The sequence below is a fragment of the Micromonospora sp. ATLC20 genome (genome assembly GCF_057196585.1).
Genome location: NZ_JBXUOV010000118.1, coordinates 1 through 18,131, shown reverse-complemented (window position 1 = coordinate 18,131; position 18,131 = coordinate 1). Strand labels below are relative to the sequence as shown.

The 18,131-nt window shown below is 69.5% G+C and carries 13 protein-coding genes; 9 read left to right on the top strand and 4 right to left on the bottom strand.

Translation table 11 applies throughout. The annotated features are described in order from the left end of the window. The 3 genes from AC2CHG_RS21745 to AC2CHG_RS21735 all read left to right on the top strand — a co-directional run. A partial coding sequence (locus AC2CHG_RS21745) for a non-ribosomal peptide synthetase (RefSeq protein ID WP_484525458.1) occupies positions 1-2,194 on the top strand: 2,194 nt, incomplete at its 5' end. Between the two features lie 25 nt (positions 2,195-2,219). After that, positions 2,220-3,518, top strand: coding sequence for an MFS transporter (locus AC2CHG_RS21740; RefSeq protein WP_484525457.1), 1,299 nt, complete (start codon positions 2,220-2,222; stop codon positions 3,516-3,518). A gap of 94 nt (positions 3,519-3,612) precedes the next feature. Further along, the gene (locus AC2CHG_RS21735) at positions 3,613-4,290 is read left to right on the top strand and encodes a sensor domain-containing protein (protein WP_484525456.1); all 678 of its coding nucleotides are present in this window, start codon (positions 3,613-3,615) and stop codon (positions 4,288-4,290) included. A gap of 26 nt (positions 4,291-4,316) precedes the next feature. On the opposite strand, the gene AC2CHG_RS21730 is transcribed toward AC2CHG_RS21735, so the two are convergent. Continuing rightward, the gene (locus AC2CHG_RS21730) at positions 4,317-5,300 is read right to left on the bottom strand and encodes a hypothetical protein (RefSeq protein ID WP_484525455.1); all 984 of its coding nucleotides are present in this window, start codon (positions 5,298-5,300) and stop codon (positions 4,317-4,319) included. A gap of 41 nt (positions 5,301-5,341) precedes the next feature. Beyond that, positions 5,342-6,187, bottom strand: a complete 846-nt coding sequence (locus AC2CHG_RS21725; protein ID WP_484525454.1) for an alpha/beta fold hydrolase — start codon at positions 6,185-6,187, stop codon at positions 5,342-5,344. A 244-nt stretch (positions 6,188-6,431) separates the two neighbouring features. Here AC2CHG_RS21725 and AC2CHG_RS21720 point away from each other — a divergent pair, with 244 nt between their 5' ends. The 6 genes from AC2CHG_RS21720 to AC2CHG_RS21695 all read left to right on the top strand — a co-directional run bounded on the left by AC2CHG_RS21720 (position 6,432) and on the right by AC2CHG_RS21695 (position 15,392). Then, positions 6,432-7,157, top strand: coding sequence for a thioesterase II family protein (locus tag AC2CHG_RS21720; protein WP_484525453.1), 726 nt, complete (start codon positions 6,432-6,434; stop codon positions 7,155-7,157). Next, positions 7,154-7,984 carry an SDR family oxidoreductase gene (locus AC2CHG_RS21715; RefSeq protein ID WP_484525452.1) on the top strand — a complete coding sequence of 277 codons (831 nt, stop codon included), beginning with the start codon at positions 7,154-7,156 and terminating at the stop codon, positions 7,982-7,984. Before AC2CHG_RS21720 ends, AC2CHG_RS21715 begins: the two co-directional genes overlap by 4 nt. Before the next feature lie 42 nt (positions 7,985-8,026). Beyond that, a complete protein-coding gene (locus AC2CHG_RS21710; protein WP_484525451.1) occupies positions 8,027-10,657 on the top strand; it encodes a non-ribosomal peptide synthetase in 2,631 nt (876 codons plus the stop codon). 128 nt (positions 10,658-10,785) lie between these two features. Beyond that, complete coding sequence (locus AC2CHG_RS21705) at positions 10,786-11,790, top strand: methyltransferase domain-containing protein (RefSeq protein ID WP_484525450.1); 1,005 nt, start codon at positions 10,786-10,788, stop codon at positions 11,788-11,790. A 43-nt stretch (positions 11,791-11,833) separates the two neighbouring features. Continuing rightward, positions 11,834-13,033: a cytochrome P450 gene (locus AC2CHG_RS21700; RefSeq protein ID WP_484525449.1), complete on the top strand. Its 1,200-nt coding sequence runs from the start codon at positions 11,834-11,836 to the stop codon at positions 13,031-13,033. A gap of 163 nt (positions 13,034-13,196) precedes the next feature. Beyond that, positions 13,197-15,392: an MMPL family transporter gene (locus AC2CHG_RS21695; RefSeq protein WP_484525448.1), complete on the top strand. Its 2,196-nt coding sequence runs from the start codon at positions 13,197-13,199 to the stop codon at positions 15,390-15,392. A 136-nt stretch (positions 15,393-15,528) separates the two neighbouring features. On the opposite strand, the gene AC2CHG_RS21690 is transcribed toward AC2CHG_RS21695, so the two are convergent. Further along, positions 15,529-16,173, bottom strand: coding sequence for a response regulator (locus AC2CHG_RS21690; RefSeq protein ID WP_484525459.1), 645 nt, complete (start codon positions 16,171-16,173; stop codon positions 15,529-15,531). 14 nt (positions 16,174-16,187) lie between these two features. Next, on the bottom strand, positions 16,188-17,519 hold the full coding sequence (locus AC2CHG_RS21685) for a sensor histidine kinase (RefSeq protein ID WP_484525447.1): 1,332 nt from the start codon (positions 17,517-17,519) through the stop codon (positions 16,188-16,190). Between the last annotated feature and the right edge of the window lie 612 nt (positions 17,520-18,131).

The window sequence follows — 18,131 nt, the reverse complement described above, 5'->3', positions numbered from 1 at the left end:
GGCGCTGGCGGACATCCAGAGCTGGAGCGAGGTGCCGGCCGGCTCGCCGATGTTCGACAGCATCGTCGTCTTCGAGAACTACCCCGCCGACTCGTCGGCCGCGACGGCCGAGGGCCTGGTGATCGACGACATCCACGCCGACGAGATCGGCAGCTATCCCCTGAACCTCATCGCGTACGCCGGGCCCGAGCTGAACCAGGTCATCCGCTACGACCCCACGCTCCTGGACCAGTCGACGGTCACCCGGTTGGGAAACCACTTCGTGGCCCTGCTCGAAGGGCTGGCCGCGGGAGCCGACCGCACGCTCGGCGACGTGGAGATGCTCACCGCCCAGGAACGCCACCGCATCATCGACGAGTTCAACGACACCGAGGCGGCGTATCCGGCACACCTGTGTGTGCACGAGGTCTTCGCCGAGCAGGCGCGCGCCACGCCGGACGCCGTGGCGGTGGCGTGCGCTGGCAGTGAGCTCTCCTACGCCGAACTCGACCGGCGGGCCAACCAACTCGCGCACCACCTGAGAGAACTGCACGTCGGCCGGGGCGTCCTGGTCGGTCTCTGCGCCGATCGCAGCATTGACCTGATCGTCGGCATGCTCGGCATCCTCAAGGCGGGCGGCGCCTACGTCCCGCTCGACCCGGACTACCCCGCGGCGCGGCTGAAGTTCATGATCACCGACATCGCCGCGCCGGTGATCGTCACCCTCGACCGGTACGCCGACCGGCTGCCCACGAGCGGGGCCCGAATCGTACGACTCGACGCGGACAGCGCCGCCGTCGCGGCGCGCCCAGACTCCCCGCCCGACACCGACGTCACCCCGGACGACCTGGTGTACGTCATGTACACCTCCGGCTCGACCGGCATACCGCGCGGGGCGATGGTCACGCACCGGGGCGTCGTCCGGCTCGTCAACCCGGGTGACTACTGTCCGATCGGGAGCGATGACGTGGTGGCCCAGTCCGCCTCCATCTCATTCGACGCGTCCACGTTCGAGATCTGGACCGGCCTGCTCTCCGGTGCCACGCTGGCCGTGTACCCGCCCGGTGTGGTCTCGATGCAGCGGCTGCGCGGGTTCCTGGTCGAGCACGGGATCACTCTGCTGACGCTCGCCACGGGTATGTTCCACGAGATCGTGGACAGCGACGTGAAGGCGCTGGTCGGCCTGCGTCAGATCGTCGTTGGTGGCGACGTGCTCTCCCCGGGCCACTGCGCCCGCCTGGCGGAGCACGATCCGGACGTTCGCGTGATCAACGTGTACGGACCCACCGAGTGCACATCCATCACGACGGTGCACCGCGTCGGCGAGGCGCCCGCTGCCGACGACCGTCTGCCGATCGGCGCGCCGATCGCCAACACCCGGGTGTACGTGCTCGGCGAGAACCGCGAGGTGCTGCCGATTGGCGCCCCGGGTGAGATATACATCAGTGGCGACGGCGTCGGCCGGGGCTATCTGAACCGCCCGGACCTGGACGCCGCCCGCTTTCTTCCCGACCCGTTCCGGACCGGCGGTGTGCTCTACCGCAGCGGTGACCGGGCCCGGTGGCGGCCGGACGGGCAACTGGAGTTCCTGGGCCGGCTCGACACACAGGTCAAGATCCGGGGTCACCGGGTGGAACCGGCCGAGGTCGAGGCCGTACTACTGCGCCATCCGGAGGTGGTGGACGCGGCCGTGGTGGCCCGGCTGCGCTCGAACGGCAATCGATGGCTGGTGGGGTACCTGGTGCCCGCCGAAGGCCGGCGACCGGACCTGGCCAAGGTACGCGACTTCCTCGCCGGCCTGCTGCCGGAGCATCTGGTGCCGGGCGCGTTGCACGTGCTGGACCAGCTACCCCTGACGCCGAACGGCAAACTCGACCGGCGGGCGTTGCCCGAGCCGGACGGCGTGCTCCGGACGGAGCCCTCGGTGGCGCCACGGACGCCGACCGAGGAGGCCCTGGTCGCCATCTGGACGGACGCACTCGGCGTGGGCGAGATCGGGGTGAAGGACGACTTCTTCGAGTCCGGGGGCGACTCGATCATCAGCATCCGGGTCGTGGCCCGGGTCCGCGAGGCGTTCGGCATCGATCTGTCGCCGCGGGAACTCTTCGACCGGCCGACGATCGACCGGCTGGCGGAGCACGTCGAGGACCTCGTACTCGCCGAGCTCGAACGCCAGCTATCGGCAGGCGGTCCGTCCTCCAACGCGGTCGACTGACCGACCCGAGCAGAAGGTGGATGCAATGAGCTCACCCAAGATCCAGGATTCCGTTCCTGCTCCACCCGATCCCGGGGTGGCGCAGCAGGCGCCGAAGGTGCCGCTTTCCCGCAACCGCAACTATCTTCTGCTGCTGACCGGCCAGACCATCTCGGAGCTCGGGTCCGCGGCGTCCGCCGTCGCGTTCCCCCTGTTGGCGCTGGCGATCACCGGCTCGTCGGTGCAGGCCGGTGTCGTCGGCTTCGCCAACATGGCGGCCCGGCTCCTGTGCGGACTGCCCAGCGGCGCGATCGTCGATCGTTTCGACCGTCGCAAGGTGATGCTTACGAGCGAGTTCTTCCGGGCGTTCAGCATGAGCGTCCTCGCCGTCGCGCTGCTGTTCGGCCAGGCGGGCTTCGTGCTGATCCTCGTCTGCGCGGCCGCCGAGGGCATCTTCGGCGCGTTGTTCGCCCCGGCCGAGGAAGCGGCGTTGCCGCAGATCGTGCCCGCGGAGCAGTACCAGACGGCACTCGCCGGTCTCGCCGGCCGGGCGTACCTGGGAATCACGATCGGACCTGCCATCGGCGGATTCTTGTTCGGGCTGCAACGGATGCTGCCGTTCGTCGTCGACGCCATCTCGTACACCCTGTCGTTCGTCCTGCTGCTCTTCGTACGGCTCAGGCCCGGCGCGCCCCGCGCCGAGCCGGCCAACGTCATGAGCGAGACCATGCGCGGGCTGCGGTGGGTCTTCGGTGAGGCGCGGATCCGGGTCACCTTCCTCTGCGCGGTGGGGCTGAACCTCGTCTTCAACACGGTGATGTTCGTGGTGATCATCGTGTCGAACGACAGGGGCGTCGGTGCCGGAGAGATCGGCCTGATGGTCACGATGATCGGGGTCGGCGGGCTCTCCGGCGCGCTGGTGGCACCGGCGCTGACGGCGCGGTTGCGGCCGTACACACTCGTCATCGGTCTGGCCTGGCTCTGCACGTTCCTGGCCCCCGTGCTGCTCGTGGTGCCGGCCGGTCTCGGCTTCGGCGTGGTGCTGGCCGCCATGGCGTTCCTGACCCCCGCGGCGACGACGAGCATCCAGGGCGTGCAGATGGCCCTCACTCCGGACGGCCTGCGTGGCCGCATGAGCGCCGCCGCCCAACTGTCCGGTGGCGTATCCGGCTCCCTGGGCCCGCTGGTCGGAGGCTTCCTGGTCGGCTTCGGCAGCGCCGATGGAGCGATCATCATCTGTGCGGCCGCGTTGCTGGTCCTCGCGGTGCTCACCTCCGCCAGCGGCACCCTGCGGAAGCTGCGTACGCAGGAGGTGGTGGAGCGGTTGTCCGAGGCGGCGGAGTGACCCCCACCGTCGCGGTGTAGTGGGGAAAACCCGACATCGAGAATGCCGGGCCAGTCCCATAGGAGCGCCCGGCCCGAGCTGAAAGTCTAGGGACATGGATGCACATGACACCCTGCTGCACCGGCCGGAGGGCCTTGCGTCCCGGCTTCGCTACGACCGCAGCGCCTTCGGTGACGCCGTCTTCGGCATCACGGACATCTTCATCGTCACGTTCGGACTGGCGTACGTCCTGGCGCTCTTCGCGACCGGGCTCACCCTCGCGGTGACGGTGGTGGGCCTGGTCTTCGTCGGCCTGGCACTCGCCGGCGCGCGCCGGCTGGCGAACTGGGAAGGCGCGCGTACGCGCGTGCTGCTCCGCCGCCCGGCGGGCACGCCGGAGGGCCCGGAGCGTCGCCCCGGGCTGCTGGGCTTCATCCGGTCGGAGATCGGCCATCGGTCAGGCTGGCGTGCCTTCGGCTGGCTGCTGGTCAAGCTGCCGATGGCGATGCTCACCAGCGCCGTCACCCTGCTGTTCTGGGGAGGCGGTGTGGCAGAGCTGACCTATCCACTGTGGTTCCCGCTGACCGGGTCGGTGGTCGGCGCCGACGGCGAGACCCGTCCGGGTGGTCAGGTCTGGGGCGGTCTCGCCCTCGATAGCTGGCCGTCGGCGTTCGCGGCCGCGCTGGTCGGAGTTCTGCTGCTGCTGGCGGCCCCCCACGCGACCCGCGCGGTCGTCGCACTGAACACCCGGCTCACCGGCGCCCTGCTCGGCCATCCCGCCGCGGAGCGGTGACGGCCGGGCGGGCCGGCTTCCGTCTGTCAGGCCAGGACGCGCGAGCGCGACCGGTTGACCGTGTAGACCCGGCGGATGTCCCGGGTCAGGTTGACCCGCTTGAGCCACCGGTCGGTGCCGTCGAAGTTGGCGGTGAACGGGCTGCGCCCGTGAACGCCCTGGTGGTTGTCGATGAAGCCCAGGTCGCCGGGCTTCAGGACGACCTTTTCGATCGAGGAGGCGAGCAGCTCCTGCATCGCCGTGATCGCCTCCTCGGCCGGCCGGTCGCCGTCCCGCTCGGTGGCCATGAAGTCCACGTCGAACCGCAGGTACGGACGCTCGGCCGGCCCGAACAGCACCGATCCCGTGGTGAACTGCCGCTTCGCGAGTGCTCCCTGGTCGTCCTCGGCGATCAGAACTTTGCCGAGGTGCGAGTCGTCGGGATAGAACCGGAACCGTTCCTCGGACAGCACCGTCCGCAACTCCGGCGGGACGTCCACCCGGCTGATCCGGGTCAGCTCGGTGGCGACGTCATCCGGGTTGCGCAGGCAGAACAGGGCCACGTAATCCGCACGGCAGTCGTGGAAGACGTCCTCGGTGTGCAGGGACAGCGGCACCGAGCTGCTCGCGCTGGTGAGGGACTTCTCCATGCCCCGCGCCGGGCAGACGTCGTGTACCATCCGGCCGTCCTGCTGGCTGCTCCAGCCGAACGGCTGGGCAAGGGCTGCCGAGCAGATCAGCAGCAGGACCTCCTCCACGGTCCCGGCGCCCGTCTTCGCAGCCGCGTCCCAGCCGGACGGAGTGGGAGCGAGGTCCCCGCTTACCGGCAGCCCCGAGACGACGGCGAGTTCCGCCTCGTTCGAACGCACCGTGGCCAGGAACCGCCGCAGTCGCTGCGGTAGCGCCTCAGCCTCCACCTCGCATCGACCGACGAGCTCGTGCGCGTCCCAGCCGTCGTATTCCTCGTGCACCCGGTGCACCAGTTCGGCGACCGCCCGGCTTTCGTCGGTGGTCAGCTCAATTCTCTCCACGCCGTCTTCTCCCTGCTGACGTCGGTATCCTGTCGGCAGTCTCAGTGGACGATCGGAGAGCGGCAATCTCTTTCAGGAGACGTCGAAGAGGCACTCGGAAGAGTGCCGAAGAATTCGAGAATCAGGGAATTGACGGCCTTCGGCCGCTCCAGATACCCGTAATGGCCGCAACCGGGAACTTCGCGGTAGACGCTCGCGGGAACGGCGTCGGCGACTTCCCGTCCGAGGTGCGTCGGCGTGATCCGATCGTCGCTGAAGGCCATCACCATGCAAGGGGTGCGGATCCGGCGGTAGGCGGCGGTGCGGTCCGCGGCCAGATCCGCGGGATCGACCTGGTCGATCACCGGGTCACCGCTGCCGGCCGCCCGCTCGAAGATCTCCAGCCAGTCGCGGGTCGCGCGCTCGTCCCGGAAGGTCTGTGGTGACAGATACCTCAGCGCCCGGTCGATCGCGGCGGACCGGGGCGTCCGGGCGCCTTGCGCCGCGTCGAACTCACGGTCGGCGGCGGCCAGGGCGAGGGTCCAGTGGTCGGCCCGGGCGCGCGTGCCCATGAGCACCGCGGCGCTGACCAACTCCGGCCGGACCAGCAGCAGTTCCTGCACCACACGGGCGCCCAGGGAGAATCCGACCAACCGGACCGGCCCGGTGTCGAGGCTCTCCAGCAGGCGCACCGTGTCGTCGACCAGTTCGCTCAGCCGGTACGTTCTCAGGGGTCCCCGCCCCGGCGTGCCGAGGTTGTCGAAGGTCGTGACCCGGTGGCCGGCCGCCGCCAGGGCCGCCACCTGATGCAGGTGCCAGACCCGGCCGCTGCTGCCCGTCCCGGCCACGAGAACCAAAGGAGTCCCCGCGCCGCGGGACTCCTGCCGGTGATCGCCGCTCATCGCCATCAGTCATCCCGCCGTCCGTGCGCCGTCCCTGTCCAGGGCCACAGTCTGCAGTTCGTATCAGCACCGAAGGCGGCCGGACATCACTTTCAAGACTGCATGAATGGTGGCCGGAGAAGGTAGTCGGAGGCTGGGACGCCGCCGGGGGCGTCGGTATATTCCGGGACCGAGCGCCGCGCCCTGGATCTGTTTGCGAGCCTGGCGCCCGATCGTTTCTGCTCGCCGATTTCCCGGTGGGAGAGGGTCCATGTCCGCGATTCCTGTACTCTGTTTTCCACCGGCTGGCGCCGGTGCCTCCTTCTATCAGGCGTGGCGCGGCTTCTCGACGACGCTGGACGTCGTCCCGGTGGAACTGCCGGGCCGGGAGAAGCGGTTCGACGAGCCGCTGCCCGGGGATCTGCGCGACCTCGCTGCACAACTCGCGGGCGACCTCGCCGAGGCGGCCTCCGCCGCCGGACGCATCGTCCTGTTCGGGCACAGCTTCGGTTCAGTGCTGGCGTACGAGACCGCGCTGGTGCTGCTCGCGCGTGAACCCGGGCTGGACCTGACCCTCGTGGTGAGCGGATCCCCGGGACCGTGGACGCTGCGTGGCCGGCGTATCGCCACGCTGCCCGACGACGAGTTCATCGCCGGCGTCCGCGAGATCTCGGGTTATCACCACCCGGCCCTCGACGACCCGGATCTCAGGGACCTGCTGCTGCCGACCCTGCGTGCCGACGTGGTCATGCACGAGGCGTACCACGCGGCCCACGGCGACGACCCGAGGGAGCCGCTGCCGGCGGACATCCTGTCGGTCCGGGGCGTCGAGGACGAGGTCGTCGACGAGCCGGCCGCCCGCGAGTGGGCGCGGATCGCCGGGCGTACGTTCCGTCTGGAGCAGGTCCCGGGCGGTCACATGTACCTCGTCGACTCGTGGCCCGGCCTGCTGCGCCTCATCCAGCGGCGTCTCCCGTCCGCGCCCGCGACGGCATGAGCGGCAGCCTGGTGGGGCGGGTCGCCGTCATCACGGGCGCGGCCCGCGGTGTCGGTCGCGCCACCGCGACGGCGTTCGCGGCGGAGGGCGCGGACCTCGTGCTCGTCGACATCGCGGCGGATCTGCCCGAAGTTCCGTACCCGCTGGGCACGCCCAGCCAGCTAGAGCACACGGCACGGCTGTGCCGCGCGGCCGGCGCCGTGGCGGAGATGGCAGTGGCCGACGTCCGCGACCTGGCCGCCGCCGAGCGGGTGGTCGGGGAGGCCCTCGCCCGGTTCGGGGCGGTCGACGTCCTGGTGAACAACGCGGGCATCGCGGCGCCGTCGGGGGCGGTCGTGCACGAGGTCACCGAGCCGGAGTGGTCTCTGATGATCGACATCGATCTCAGCGGCGCCTGGCGGATGATCAAGGCGTTGGGAGCGTCGATGGTCGCCCGGCGATCGGGCAGCATCGTCAACGTCGCCTCGACAGCCGGACTCGTCGGCTACCGCAACTTCGCCGGCTACGTCGCCGCCAAGCACGGCCTGATCGGCCTGACCAAGGCCGTCGCGCTGGACTACGCGCCCTACGGGATCCGGGTCAACGCCGTCTGCCCGGGCTCGATCCGTGACGACGAGGTGCTCGAAGGCCGGATGCTGCGCGAGATCGCCCGCTGTCTGGAGGTCGAGACGGCCGACCACGAGAGCACATTCGTGCAGCTACAGCCAGACAACGCGCTGGTCGAGGCGCCCGCGGTGGCCGCCGCGATCCTGTGGCTCGCATCCGGTCGATCTCACCACACGACCGGGACGGTGCTGACTGTCGACGGCGGATACACCGCCCGCTGACGGTCCCTTTTGGGAGGTAACGTGCCTTCGACGACCCACGACATGCCATCGACCACCGGGTACGGCCACGCGGCGGTGTATCCCTTACCGGCCAACGTTGACGCGTCACGCCGCCTCGATGAACTGACCCGGCTCCTGGCCGATCCCGCCGCACCGGGCGGGGGAGCGGCACGTATCTGGCTGACCGCCGTCGCCGGCTCGTCGGACAGCGCCTCGGCCGAGCGGCACCGGGCCGCGGAGGTGCGTCGCCCGGTCGGCCCGACGGACGTACGCGTGGTGATCCTCTCCTACGACGACGACCACGACGACCTGGTCGTCGTCGCGGGGGAGGCGGGTTCCCGGGCGTTGCTGGAAGCGGTGGCGCACATGGCCGGAGTGACCCCGGAGGTCACCTCCGCCACGTCGTCGCCGGTGCTCGCCGACGTCGTCGCCGCGCTGGGCCTCCTGCTGGCCGCCCACAGCGCGGACACTCCTCCCCGCGTCACAGTGCTCCGCGAGGACGACGTGGGCCCGCGCAGCGTCGTCGCCCCGGACGCCGGGACGACCGGTATCGGCGCCTACCGCGAAGCGGTCGCCGAGGCGCTCAGCCGGCCGGCCCCGGAGCCGGCGGACCCGTCAACGCCTCTCCTCTGCGAGGGAGCCACCGGCTACCGGCCGATCCCGGCCCACCCCCATCCACTCACCGTCACGGTGACCGGCGGCGGCATCGCCGTCGAGGTGAGCGCGGATCCCGGGCGGCCCGGGTGGGCCCGGGAGGACATCGGTGACCTGATCTGCCACGTCGCCGCTCAGTTGGCCGATGCTCCGCAAGACGCGCCGCCGACCTCGCTGAGCCTGCTGCCGGCCGGTGAGCGTGCGAGGCTGCGCGCCCTGGGCGCCACCCCGCGAGATCCCGGTTCCGATGGGCGCTGTATACTCGACGCCTTCGCCGACCGGGTGGCGGCCACACCCGACGCCGTCGCCGTCGGGGACGGGACCACCCGGCTGACCTATCGTCAGCTCGACGAGCGGGCGAACCGCTTCGCGCGGGTGCTTCGCGCGCACGGCGTGCGCAGCGGCGACCGGCTCGGAGTCTGCCTGGACCGGTCCACGGATCTTGTGACGACCCTGCTCGCGGTTCTGGCCGCAGGCGCGGTGCAGGTACCGCTCGACCCGCGCAATCCCGGCGCGCGCCTGGCGGCGGTCGCGTCGGATGCCGGCGTCGCCCTCGTCGTCCTGGAAGCGGACGCACCGCCGGTGGGCGACATACCAGGGCTCACCCTGGCGCAGCTCGCCGAGGAAGCCGCCGCGCAGTCCGCGGCTCCGCCGACGACGGACCACAAGCCGGAGGACCCCGCGTACGTCATCTACACCTCCGGTTCCACAGGCAGGCCCAAGGGCGTGGTCGTGCCGCACGGGAACGTGACACGCCTGATCTCCGCGACCCGATCCGACTTCGGGCTGACCGGATCCGACGTCTGGACGATGTTCCACTCGCCGTCGTTCGACTTCTCGGTCTGGGAGATCTACGGCTGCCTGCTCACCGGGGGCCGGCTCGTCGTGGTGCCCTACTGGACGACGCGATCCCCGGACGACTTCCGGCGCCTGCTCCTCGACGAGAAGGTGACCGTGCTGAGCCAGACGCCGTCGGCCTTCACCCAGCTCCTGGAACTGGAGAGCCGCAAGCCCGTCGGCCTGTCCGTGCGTCTCGTCGTCTTCGGGGGCGAGAGTCTCGACGCCCGCGTGCTCACGCGGTGGTTCGACGTACGCCCGGAGACGCGGTGCCGGGTCGTCAACATGTTCGGGATCACCGAGACGACAGTGCACGTGACCGCGCAGACCATCACCCGCGCCGAGGCGCTCGCCTCCTCCCGTTCCGTCGGCCGCCCGCTGCCCGGCTGGTCGGTACGCATCCTCGACCCGCACCGCCGCCAGGTGCCGACCGGCTGGCTCGGTGAGATCGCCGTCGGCGGGGACGGTGTGGCGGCGGAGTATCTGGGGCGCGCGGAGCTGACCGCCGAACGGTTCGTCATCGACCCCGAGGACGGTACGCGGATCTATCTCAGCGGGGACCGAGGGCGGCTCCTCCCGGACGGGCGGATCGAGCATCTCGGCCGGCTGGACAGCCAGGTCAAGGTTCGCGGGCACCGGGTGGAACTGGACGAGATCCGCTCGGTGCTGCTGGCCGAGCCGGACGTGACCGCGGCAGCCGTGGCGCTCGACGTCCCCGACCCGTCCGACCCGGCCGGCGCGCGACTCAACGCCTATGTCGTCCGCGACTCGGCCGACCCCACCGACCTGCGCAAGCGGGTCGCGCGCATGCTGCCCGACTACATGGTGCCCAGTACGGTGACCGAGCTGTCGGCGCTGCCGCTGACAGCCAACGGCAAACTGGACAGCGGGCGTCTGCCGGCTCCGGCCGAACCCGTACCCGACCCGGGGCCGGCGTCGGACTGCAGCAGCACCGCCGCCGGCGAGCCGCTGGAAGTCATCCTCGACGTCTGGCGGAGCTTCTTCGGCGAGTCCGCCGGGGAGTCGCACAACTTCTTCGACCTCGGCGGAAACTCGTTGCTCGCCGTCCGGCTGGTCCGGAGCCTGCAATCGCGCGGCGTACCGCTCGTGGTCCGCGACATCTACCGGTTTAACACCCCTCGCGAGCTCGCCGTCCGCGTCGAGCAGCCGGGCGGGACCTGAGCCCCGCCTGGGCATTCGTCGTCCAGTGAAACGTGTGGTCCAGGCCACCAATGCTCTCGGACCATGGTCAGCGTCGGCGGGTGACCGCCGTATCGATCGCCGTCCCATCATCAGCAAGGGGAGAAATCATGATCACCGAAACAACCGGCCAGGATGCGGTCCGCGCCGCCGCGCAGATCTACAACTCCGCGGTCGCCTCCTGGGCCATCGCCGCCGCGTGGGAACTCGGCGCCCTGGAGGAACTGCGGGAGCACGGGAAGCTGGATTCATCGGCCTTCGCCGCCGCGAACGACCTCGACGCCGCCTCCACGTACGGGATGCTGCGGGCGATGGTGGCCGTCGGCGTGCTCGACCGTGACGGCACCGTCTTCGCTCCCGCCGCCAGCTTCGACGAGATCTACCGGACCAAGTCGTTCTTCCACTGGCTGAGCCGGGGTTGCTCCGACCTGTTCACCGACATGCCCGCCGTGCTGAAGAACGCCAACCGGACGGGTCACTTCTACAACCGTGACGCGGCCGCCATTAGCTACGCGTGCCGTGACATCAACGCGAAGTGCTTCGACCCGGCCTTCTGGTCCGCCATGGAAGGCCTCAACGGCTCGTTCTCGGTGGTGGCCGACCTCGGCTGCGGCAGCGGCGAGCGGCTCATGCAGATCGCCCATCGTTACCCGGGCGTCCGCTGCGTCGGCCTGGACATCGCACCGGCTGCCATCGCCGCCGCCGAGAGCGACCGCGACAAGGCCGGCCTGACCGACCGGATCACGTTCCACCAGGCGGACGTACGTGCTGTCGACTCCCTGCCCGAACTCTCCGAGGTGGACCTGCTCACGTGCTTCATGATGGGGCACGACTTCTGGCCGCGGGAGAACTGCGTCGCAACGTTGCGCCAGCTCCGCGAGCGTTTCCCCAATGTGAAGAAGTTCCTGCTCGGCGACGCGACCAGGACCGTCGGCATTCCGGACTCCGAGACCCCGGTATTCACGCTGGGCTTCGAGGTGGGTCACGACATGATGGGCGTCTACATGCCCACCATGGACGAGTGGGACGGCGTATTCGCCGAGGCCGGCTGGCATCTCACCAAGAAGCACCTCATCGACGCCCTTACCGCGTCGGTCGTGTTCGAGCTCGAGTAGATCCGCGGCACTTCGTCAGATCGACAGTGAATGGAGCACCGGTATGACCGAATCGCGTCTCGAGTTCCAACCCCCCACCACGGAGGACGGCGGCGCAGAGCTGCTGGCCTGGCTCCGGCAAATGCGCACGGACCAGCCGATCTGGCGTGACGAGGAGAGTGGGGCCTTCCATTTCTTCCGGTACAAGGACGCGGCCCGGGTGCTTGCCGATCCGGGTGCCTTCTCGTCGGACATGAGCGCCGCCGCCCCGGAGGACGTACCGAACTTCATCGAAGGCAGCCTCGCCACGACCGACCCGCCGCGGCATCGCCAGCTACGTAACCTTGTGACCGGAGCGTTCACCGCGGGCATGGTGGAGAACCTGGCGCCCCGCATCACCGAGATCACCAACGACCTGCTCGACGCGGCCGGCGACGAGATGGACTTCGTGGAGGCCCTGTCCAACCCGCTCCCGGTGACGGTCATCGCGGAGTTGCTGGGCGTGCCGATCACCGACCAGCCGAAGTTCCGGCGCTGGGCCGACGCCGCCATCACCGCCACCAACGACGCCCAGGTCGGCGAGGCGGCGTTCCAGATCAACGACTGGGTGGCCAAGCAGGTCCGGGAGATGCAGGAATACCTCATCGACTATGCCAACAAGCGGCGCGCCGAACCCACCGGCGACCTGATGAGCCGGCTCGCCTGCGCCGAGGTGGACGGCACCGCGCTCACCGACAACCAGCTCTTCAGCTTCGCGGCGGACCTGCTGTTCGCCGGACACATCACGACGACCATGTTGCTCGGCAACGCCCTGATCAGCCTGGACGAGAACCCCGACGCGCTCGCGGCGGTCCGTGCGGACCGCAGCCTCATCCCCGCCGCCCTGGAGGAGGTGCTGCGCTGGCGTCCGCCGATCACCTTGACGAACCGTCTGGTCACCCGGGACACGGAGGTGGCCGGCGTGGCCGTTCCGGCGGGCAGCCTCGCCATCGTGTGGCTGCTGTCGGCGAACCGCGACGAGGATCGCTTCGTCGAGGCCGACCGCTTCGACATCCGGCGTAGCCCGAACCCGCACCTGTCCTTCGGGCACGGCATCCATTTCTGCATCGGGGCCCCACTCGGTCGACTGGAGGCTAAAATCGCGCTGAATCTCCTCTTCGACCGCTACGCGGAGATCAGTATCGCGGGCAAGCCGGAGTTCCTATCCGCCCCGGGCCTCTACGGCGTACAGACGCTGCCGCTCGCAATGCGCGCACACGCGTGACCTGCCGTCGCACCCGCACCGTCGGCCGGTGGTGGGGTTAACCCCCTAGGAGAGCACGGGGGTTCACGGCAAAGACGGGGCCGTGATCGTCCTGCCAGGATGACATTCAGTTGATCCAGAGTGTGCGGTACGGCCGAAGCGGTCTGCGTTAAAGGAGAGACAAATGGCTCGTCAGCCAGCCACTGTCAGAGTTGCCCGGTGGAGCGCTGTGCGGCCCTGGCGAGCGATCAGTGCCTGGATCGTCTTCGTGGCGGTGTGCGTCGGTGTCAGCGGAGTGGTCGGGACGCGCATGGTCACGCCCGTCGAGGCGGCCGTGGGGGAGTGGGGGCGCGCCGAGCAGATCGTCGCCGAAGGGAACTTCAAAGATCCCGCTCAGGAAAACGTCCTCCTCACCTCCAGGAGCGGCGGCTCGATCGACAAGGCCGAGGCCACCCGGGCCGCGCAGGACGTGATCCAGCGGCTGCGGGCGCTGCCGGAGGTGGACTCGGCCGAAGGGCCGGTGCCGTCGCCGGACAGCTCGGCGATGCTCGTCCAGGTCGCCATGACCGGCGACAAGCTGACCGCCTCGGAGCGGGTCGAGCCGCTGCTCGACGCCGTCGAGGCGGTTCAGGACGCCTATCCAGGGCTCCGGGTCGAGATGGTCGGCGACGCCTCGACCAACAAGGCGGTCAGCGACACCCAGATCAAGGACTTCCAGCGAGCGGAGATCTTCAGCATCCCGCTCACGTTGATCATCCTGGTCTTCGTCTTCGGCGCGCTGATCGCAGCCAGCATCCCGCTGGTGCTCTCGCTGACCGCGGTGGCCGCCGCGATCGCCCTGTCCGCCGTCACCTCGCACGTGGTCCCGTCGACCAGCGCACTCAGCAGCATCATCCTGCTCATCGGGTTGGCGGTCGGTGTCGACTACTCGCTCTTCTACATCCGCCGGGAACGGGAGGAACGTCGGGCCGGGCGTGAGCATCGTGAGGCAGTGGAGATCGCCGCCGCCACCTCCGGCCACGCCGTCGTGGTCTCCGGCCTGGCCGTCATCGTCTCCATGGCGGCGCTCTTCGTGGTCGGCAACAGCGACTTCTCCTCCATCGCGACGGGCACCATCCTGGTGGTGGCGATCGCGGTGCTCGGGTCGGTCACCGTCCTGCCCGCCCTGCTGAGCAAGCTCGGCAAGTGGGTCGACCGGCCTCGGGTGCCCTTCCTGTGGCGGATGCTGGAGCGTCGCCGGCAGAGCGGCCGCAGCATCTGGGCCACGGTCCTCAAGCCCTCCCTGCGGTTCCCCAAGACCACGCTCGTCATCTCGGTTCTGGCGCTGCTCGCGATGGCGCTGCCCATGACGGACATGAAGCTCAAGGTCGTCCAGGCGACGGACATGCCGGCATCCGTGCCGATCATCTCGACCTACCAGCGGCTGACCACCGCCTTCCCGAGCACCAACAGCGAGCACCTCGTCGCCGTCGAGGCGCCCGCCGGGGAGTCCGCCGCGGTCGACGCCGCACTACGCCGGCTGATCGAACGCACGAGCGGTGATCCGCTGTTCGCAGCCGAGCCGATCTCCTCGATCCGGACCTCGCAGGACGGCAAGGTCTCCACAGTGGCCCTCGGTGTGCCGTTCGATCCGCGTGACGAGCAGGCAGAGCGATCTCTGCAGAAGCTACGCGACGAGTACCTGCCGGAGACCGCGGGCACGGTCCCGGGTGCCAGCTACGCGGTGGGGGGCCAGGTCGCCGTCAACCACGACTACGTCGACGAGATGGTCAAGGCGCTGCCCTGGGTGGTCGGCATCGTCCTGCTGCTCACGTTCATCGTGCTGCTGCTGACGTTCCGCTCCGTCGTGGTCGCGCTCACCGCCATCGTCCTGAACCTGCTCTCGGCGGGGGCCGCCTTCGGACTGCTCACGCTGGTGTTCCAGCGCACCTGGGCGGAGGGTCTGCTGGACTTCCGTTCCAACGGGGGCATCGTGTCCTGGCTGCCCCTGATGCTCTTCGTCATCCTGTTCGGGCTCTCCATGGACTACCACGTATTCGTGGTCAGCCGCATCCAGGAGGCGTACCGGCGGGGTGAGGCGATCCGTGACGCGGTCCGCAACGGCATCGTCGGCTCGGCCGGCGTGGTCACCAGCGCCGCGATCATTATGGTCGGCGTCTTCTCGGTCTTCGGGACGTTGACGGCTCTGGAGTTCAAGCAGCTCGGTGTCGGCCTGGCGGTGGCGATTCTGATCGACGCCATCGTGATCCGCGCGATCGTCCTGCCCGCCGCCATGATCTGGCTCGGCAAGGCCAACTGGTGGGCGCCGCGGTTCCTGCGCCGCGCCGACGACCAGCAGGCATCCCCGGAGCCGGCGGAGGTATCGGTCTCAGCGTCCTGACGAGACCGCATCCACGGTCCGCCCTTGTCGCCCACTCCCCCGGGGGCGAGGGGCGGACCGTCCCGCTGTCCCCGCACCCGCGGTCCGCCCGGCTCCCGTCCTTTCGGCAGGAGCGAGCACGGGCCGGTGCCGGGACTCACCCCTCCAGGAAGCGCAGAACCGCAAGCACCCGCCGGTGGTCCTGGCTGGTGGCGGGCAGGTCCAGCTTCAGGAAGATGCTGGTGACGTACTTCTCTACCGCACCGGGGGTGACGGTGAGCGCCTTGGCGATCGCGACGTTCGAGCGGCCCTCGGCCATCAGCGCCAGCACTTCACGCTCGCGCGGGGTCAGGGCGGTGAACTGCCGGGAGCGCTGCTGCACCTGCAGGAGCTGGGTCACGAGCTCGGGGTCCAGCACCGTGCCGCCGTCCGCTACCTGCTGGACCGCCTCGACGAAGTCCTTGACGTCCGCCACCCGGTCCTTGAGGAGGTAACCGACACCGCCGGCGCCGGCGGCCAGCATCTTCGCGGTGTGATGGACCTCGACGTACTGGGAGAACACCAGCACGCCGACCTTCGGGTGTGAGCGACGCAGGTCGATGGCAGCGAGCAGGCCGTCCTCGGTGTGCGTCGGCGGCATCCGGACGTCCACGATGGCGACGTCCGGCGCGGTCCGCTCGACCACCGCCATCAGATCGTCGGCGTTGCCGACCTCGCCGACGACCTCGTGCCCGCGCGCCGTCAGCATCCGGATCAAGCCGTCCCGGAGGACGACGGAGTCCTCGGCGATGACGACACGCATGTAGGTGCCCCGCTTCACGCTCGCAACGGCAGATGTGCCCGGATGATGGTCGGGCCGCCAGCCGGACTGTTGACGGTGATGCGCCCGTCAACCCGCCGAAGCCGTTCCGCGAGCCCGGTCAGACCACTACCGGCCCCGATCCGGGCTCCGCCACATCCGTCGTCCTCAACTTCGAGGCGGATCATATCGTGCCGTTGGCTGACCCGGACCGAGGTGCGGGTCGCGTTGCTGTGCTTGAGCACATTGGTCAGGAGCTCGGACACGCAGAAGTAGGAGATGGCCTCGATCGCCGGTGACGGCCGGTCGTACAGGTCGATCGACAGGTCCACGGGCACGTTGACGCTGTTGGCGAGGCTGGCCAGGGCCGCGTCGAGACCACTGTCGAGGATCGGAGGGTGGAAGCCGCGGGCGAGGCTCCGCAGCTCGGTCAGTGCCTCCTTGGCATTGCTGTGCGCGATCTCGATCAGATCCCGTACCTGCTCCTTGTTCTGCCCGGAGTCGTCGTCTTCGAGCGTCTGCTTGATGAGGCCGAGATCCATCGCCAGGGTGACGAGCCGTGCCTGCGCGCCGTCGTGCAGGTCGCGCTCGATCCGGCGGAGTGCGTTCGTCGTGTCGTCCAGCGTTCGTGCCCGCATGTCCTCCAGGTCCCGGATGCGCTCGGCCCCGCGCCCGGGGCGCAACAGGATCCAGCTCAGCAAGCGGTCGGGGGCCAGCGCGACGTGAATCGCACGCGGTGCCAGGACCAGCAGGAGGACACCGGTGAGTCCGAGAGCCAGGGCACCGAGCCAGGTGTCGAAGTAGAAGGAGCCGAAACGGAGCGTGGTCTCCGGCTTCACGACGCCGTCCTCGTCCGCGACGGAGGCGCCCATGCGGAACCAGACCGGGTACGTCGCCAGCACCGCCCCTAGGCCGTAGAAGGCGGTCGCAGTGACAAAGGCGGTCGACGCGGTCGGCAGCTTGGCCACCAGGTAGAGCATCACGCGCCAGGCGCTGGCGTCGCTCAGGTGAGCGATCGTCCAGCCGCCGAGGCCGGGGCGTACCGGAGGCGGCGGCGTGCGATCCAGCCAGACGTCGAGCAGCCTGGCTCTCCGTGCTTCGACCGCGCCCCACCGCCGGGCACCGGCCAGCCCGAGCGCCAGGAGGGGGACACCGGCGAGGACCACGGCGAGACCCACCCCGACGAACAGGACGGCCAGTACGTACAGCGGCCCGAACACGGCGACCACCAGGTTGCCGAGCACATAGCGGAACTCTTGCAGCCCACGGCTCTGCCGGCGCTGTGGGCCCGACGTCGGCGGCGGCGCGCCGAGCTCCGTGCCGAGTTCCGGAGGTGACGCCGACTCCACGTTCACATCCTTCCGGTCGCGCGGTGACCGCTGGGACAGGCTGCGGCACCGGGACAGCTTCGCAGCGGTTACGAGCGGCCAGCAAGGGGGCTATCAGAGCCCGCGTTTTCGGGTTATCCCCACTCCGGCGACGCATCGGAGCGTTCGGGAGCAGCGGGCCGAAGCCGCGCACGGGACCTACACGGTGTCATGAAAAGAACGGCACGAACTCCAGCGTGACCGCATCCGACGCCCGCGTTCATGCGCGGCTGAAAGTTGTTGTCCGCCATGTCGTCGAATGCGAGCGTCAACGTCGCCTTCATTCCCACCAGGGGTGGAGGCTTGGCCTCGTTCCGGCGACGATGCCGTCGTCAACCCTGCCGATCATGAATACCCGCCGATCCCAGCAATTCAATTGACCGTGGTGCGGCGCCTGGTCGCTCCTTCGCATTGACGAAAGAGGAATGCACGATGTCGTTGTCGCGTGAAGACCGTATCGCCGCACTGCCCGCGCACGTTCGGGAAGAAGCTCTAAAGCGCCTGTCCGGGCGTGTGGTGGGTGGGGGTATTCCGGTGGTGGCGCGGGGTGAGGGTTTGCCGTTGTCGTTTGCGCAGCAGCGGTTGTGGTTTTTG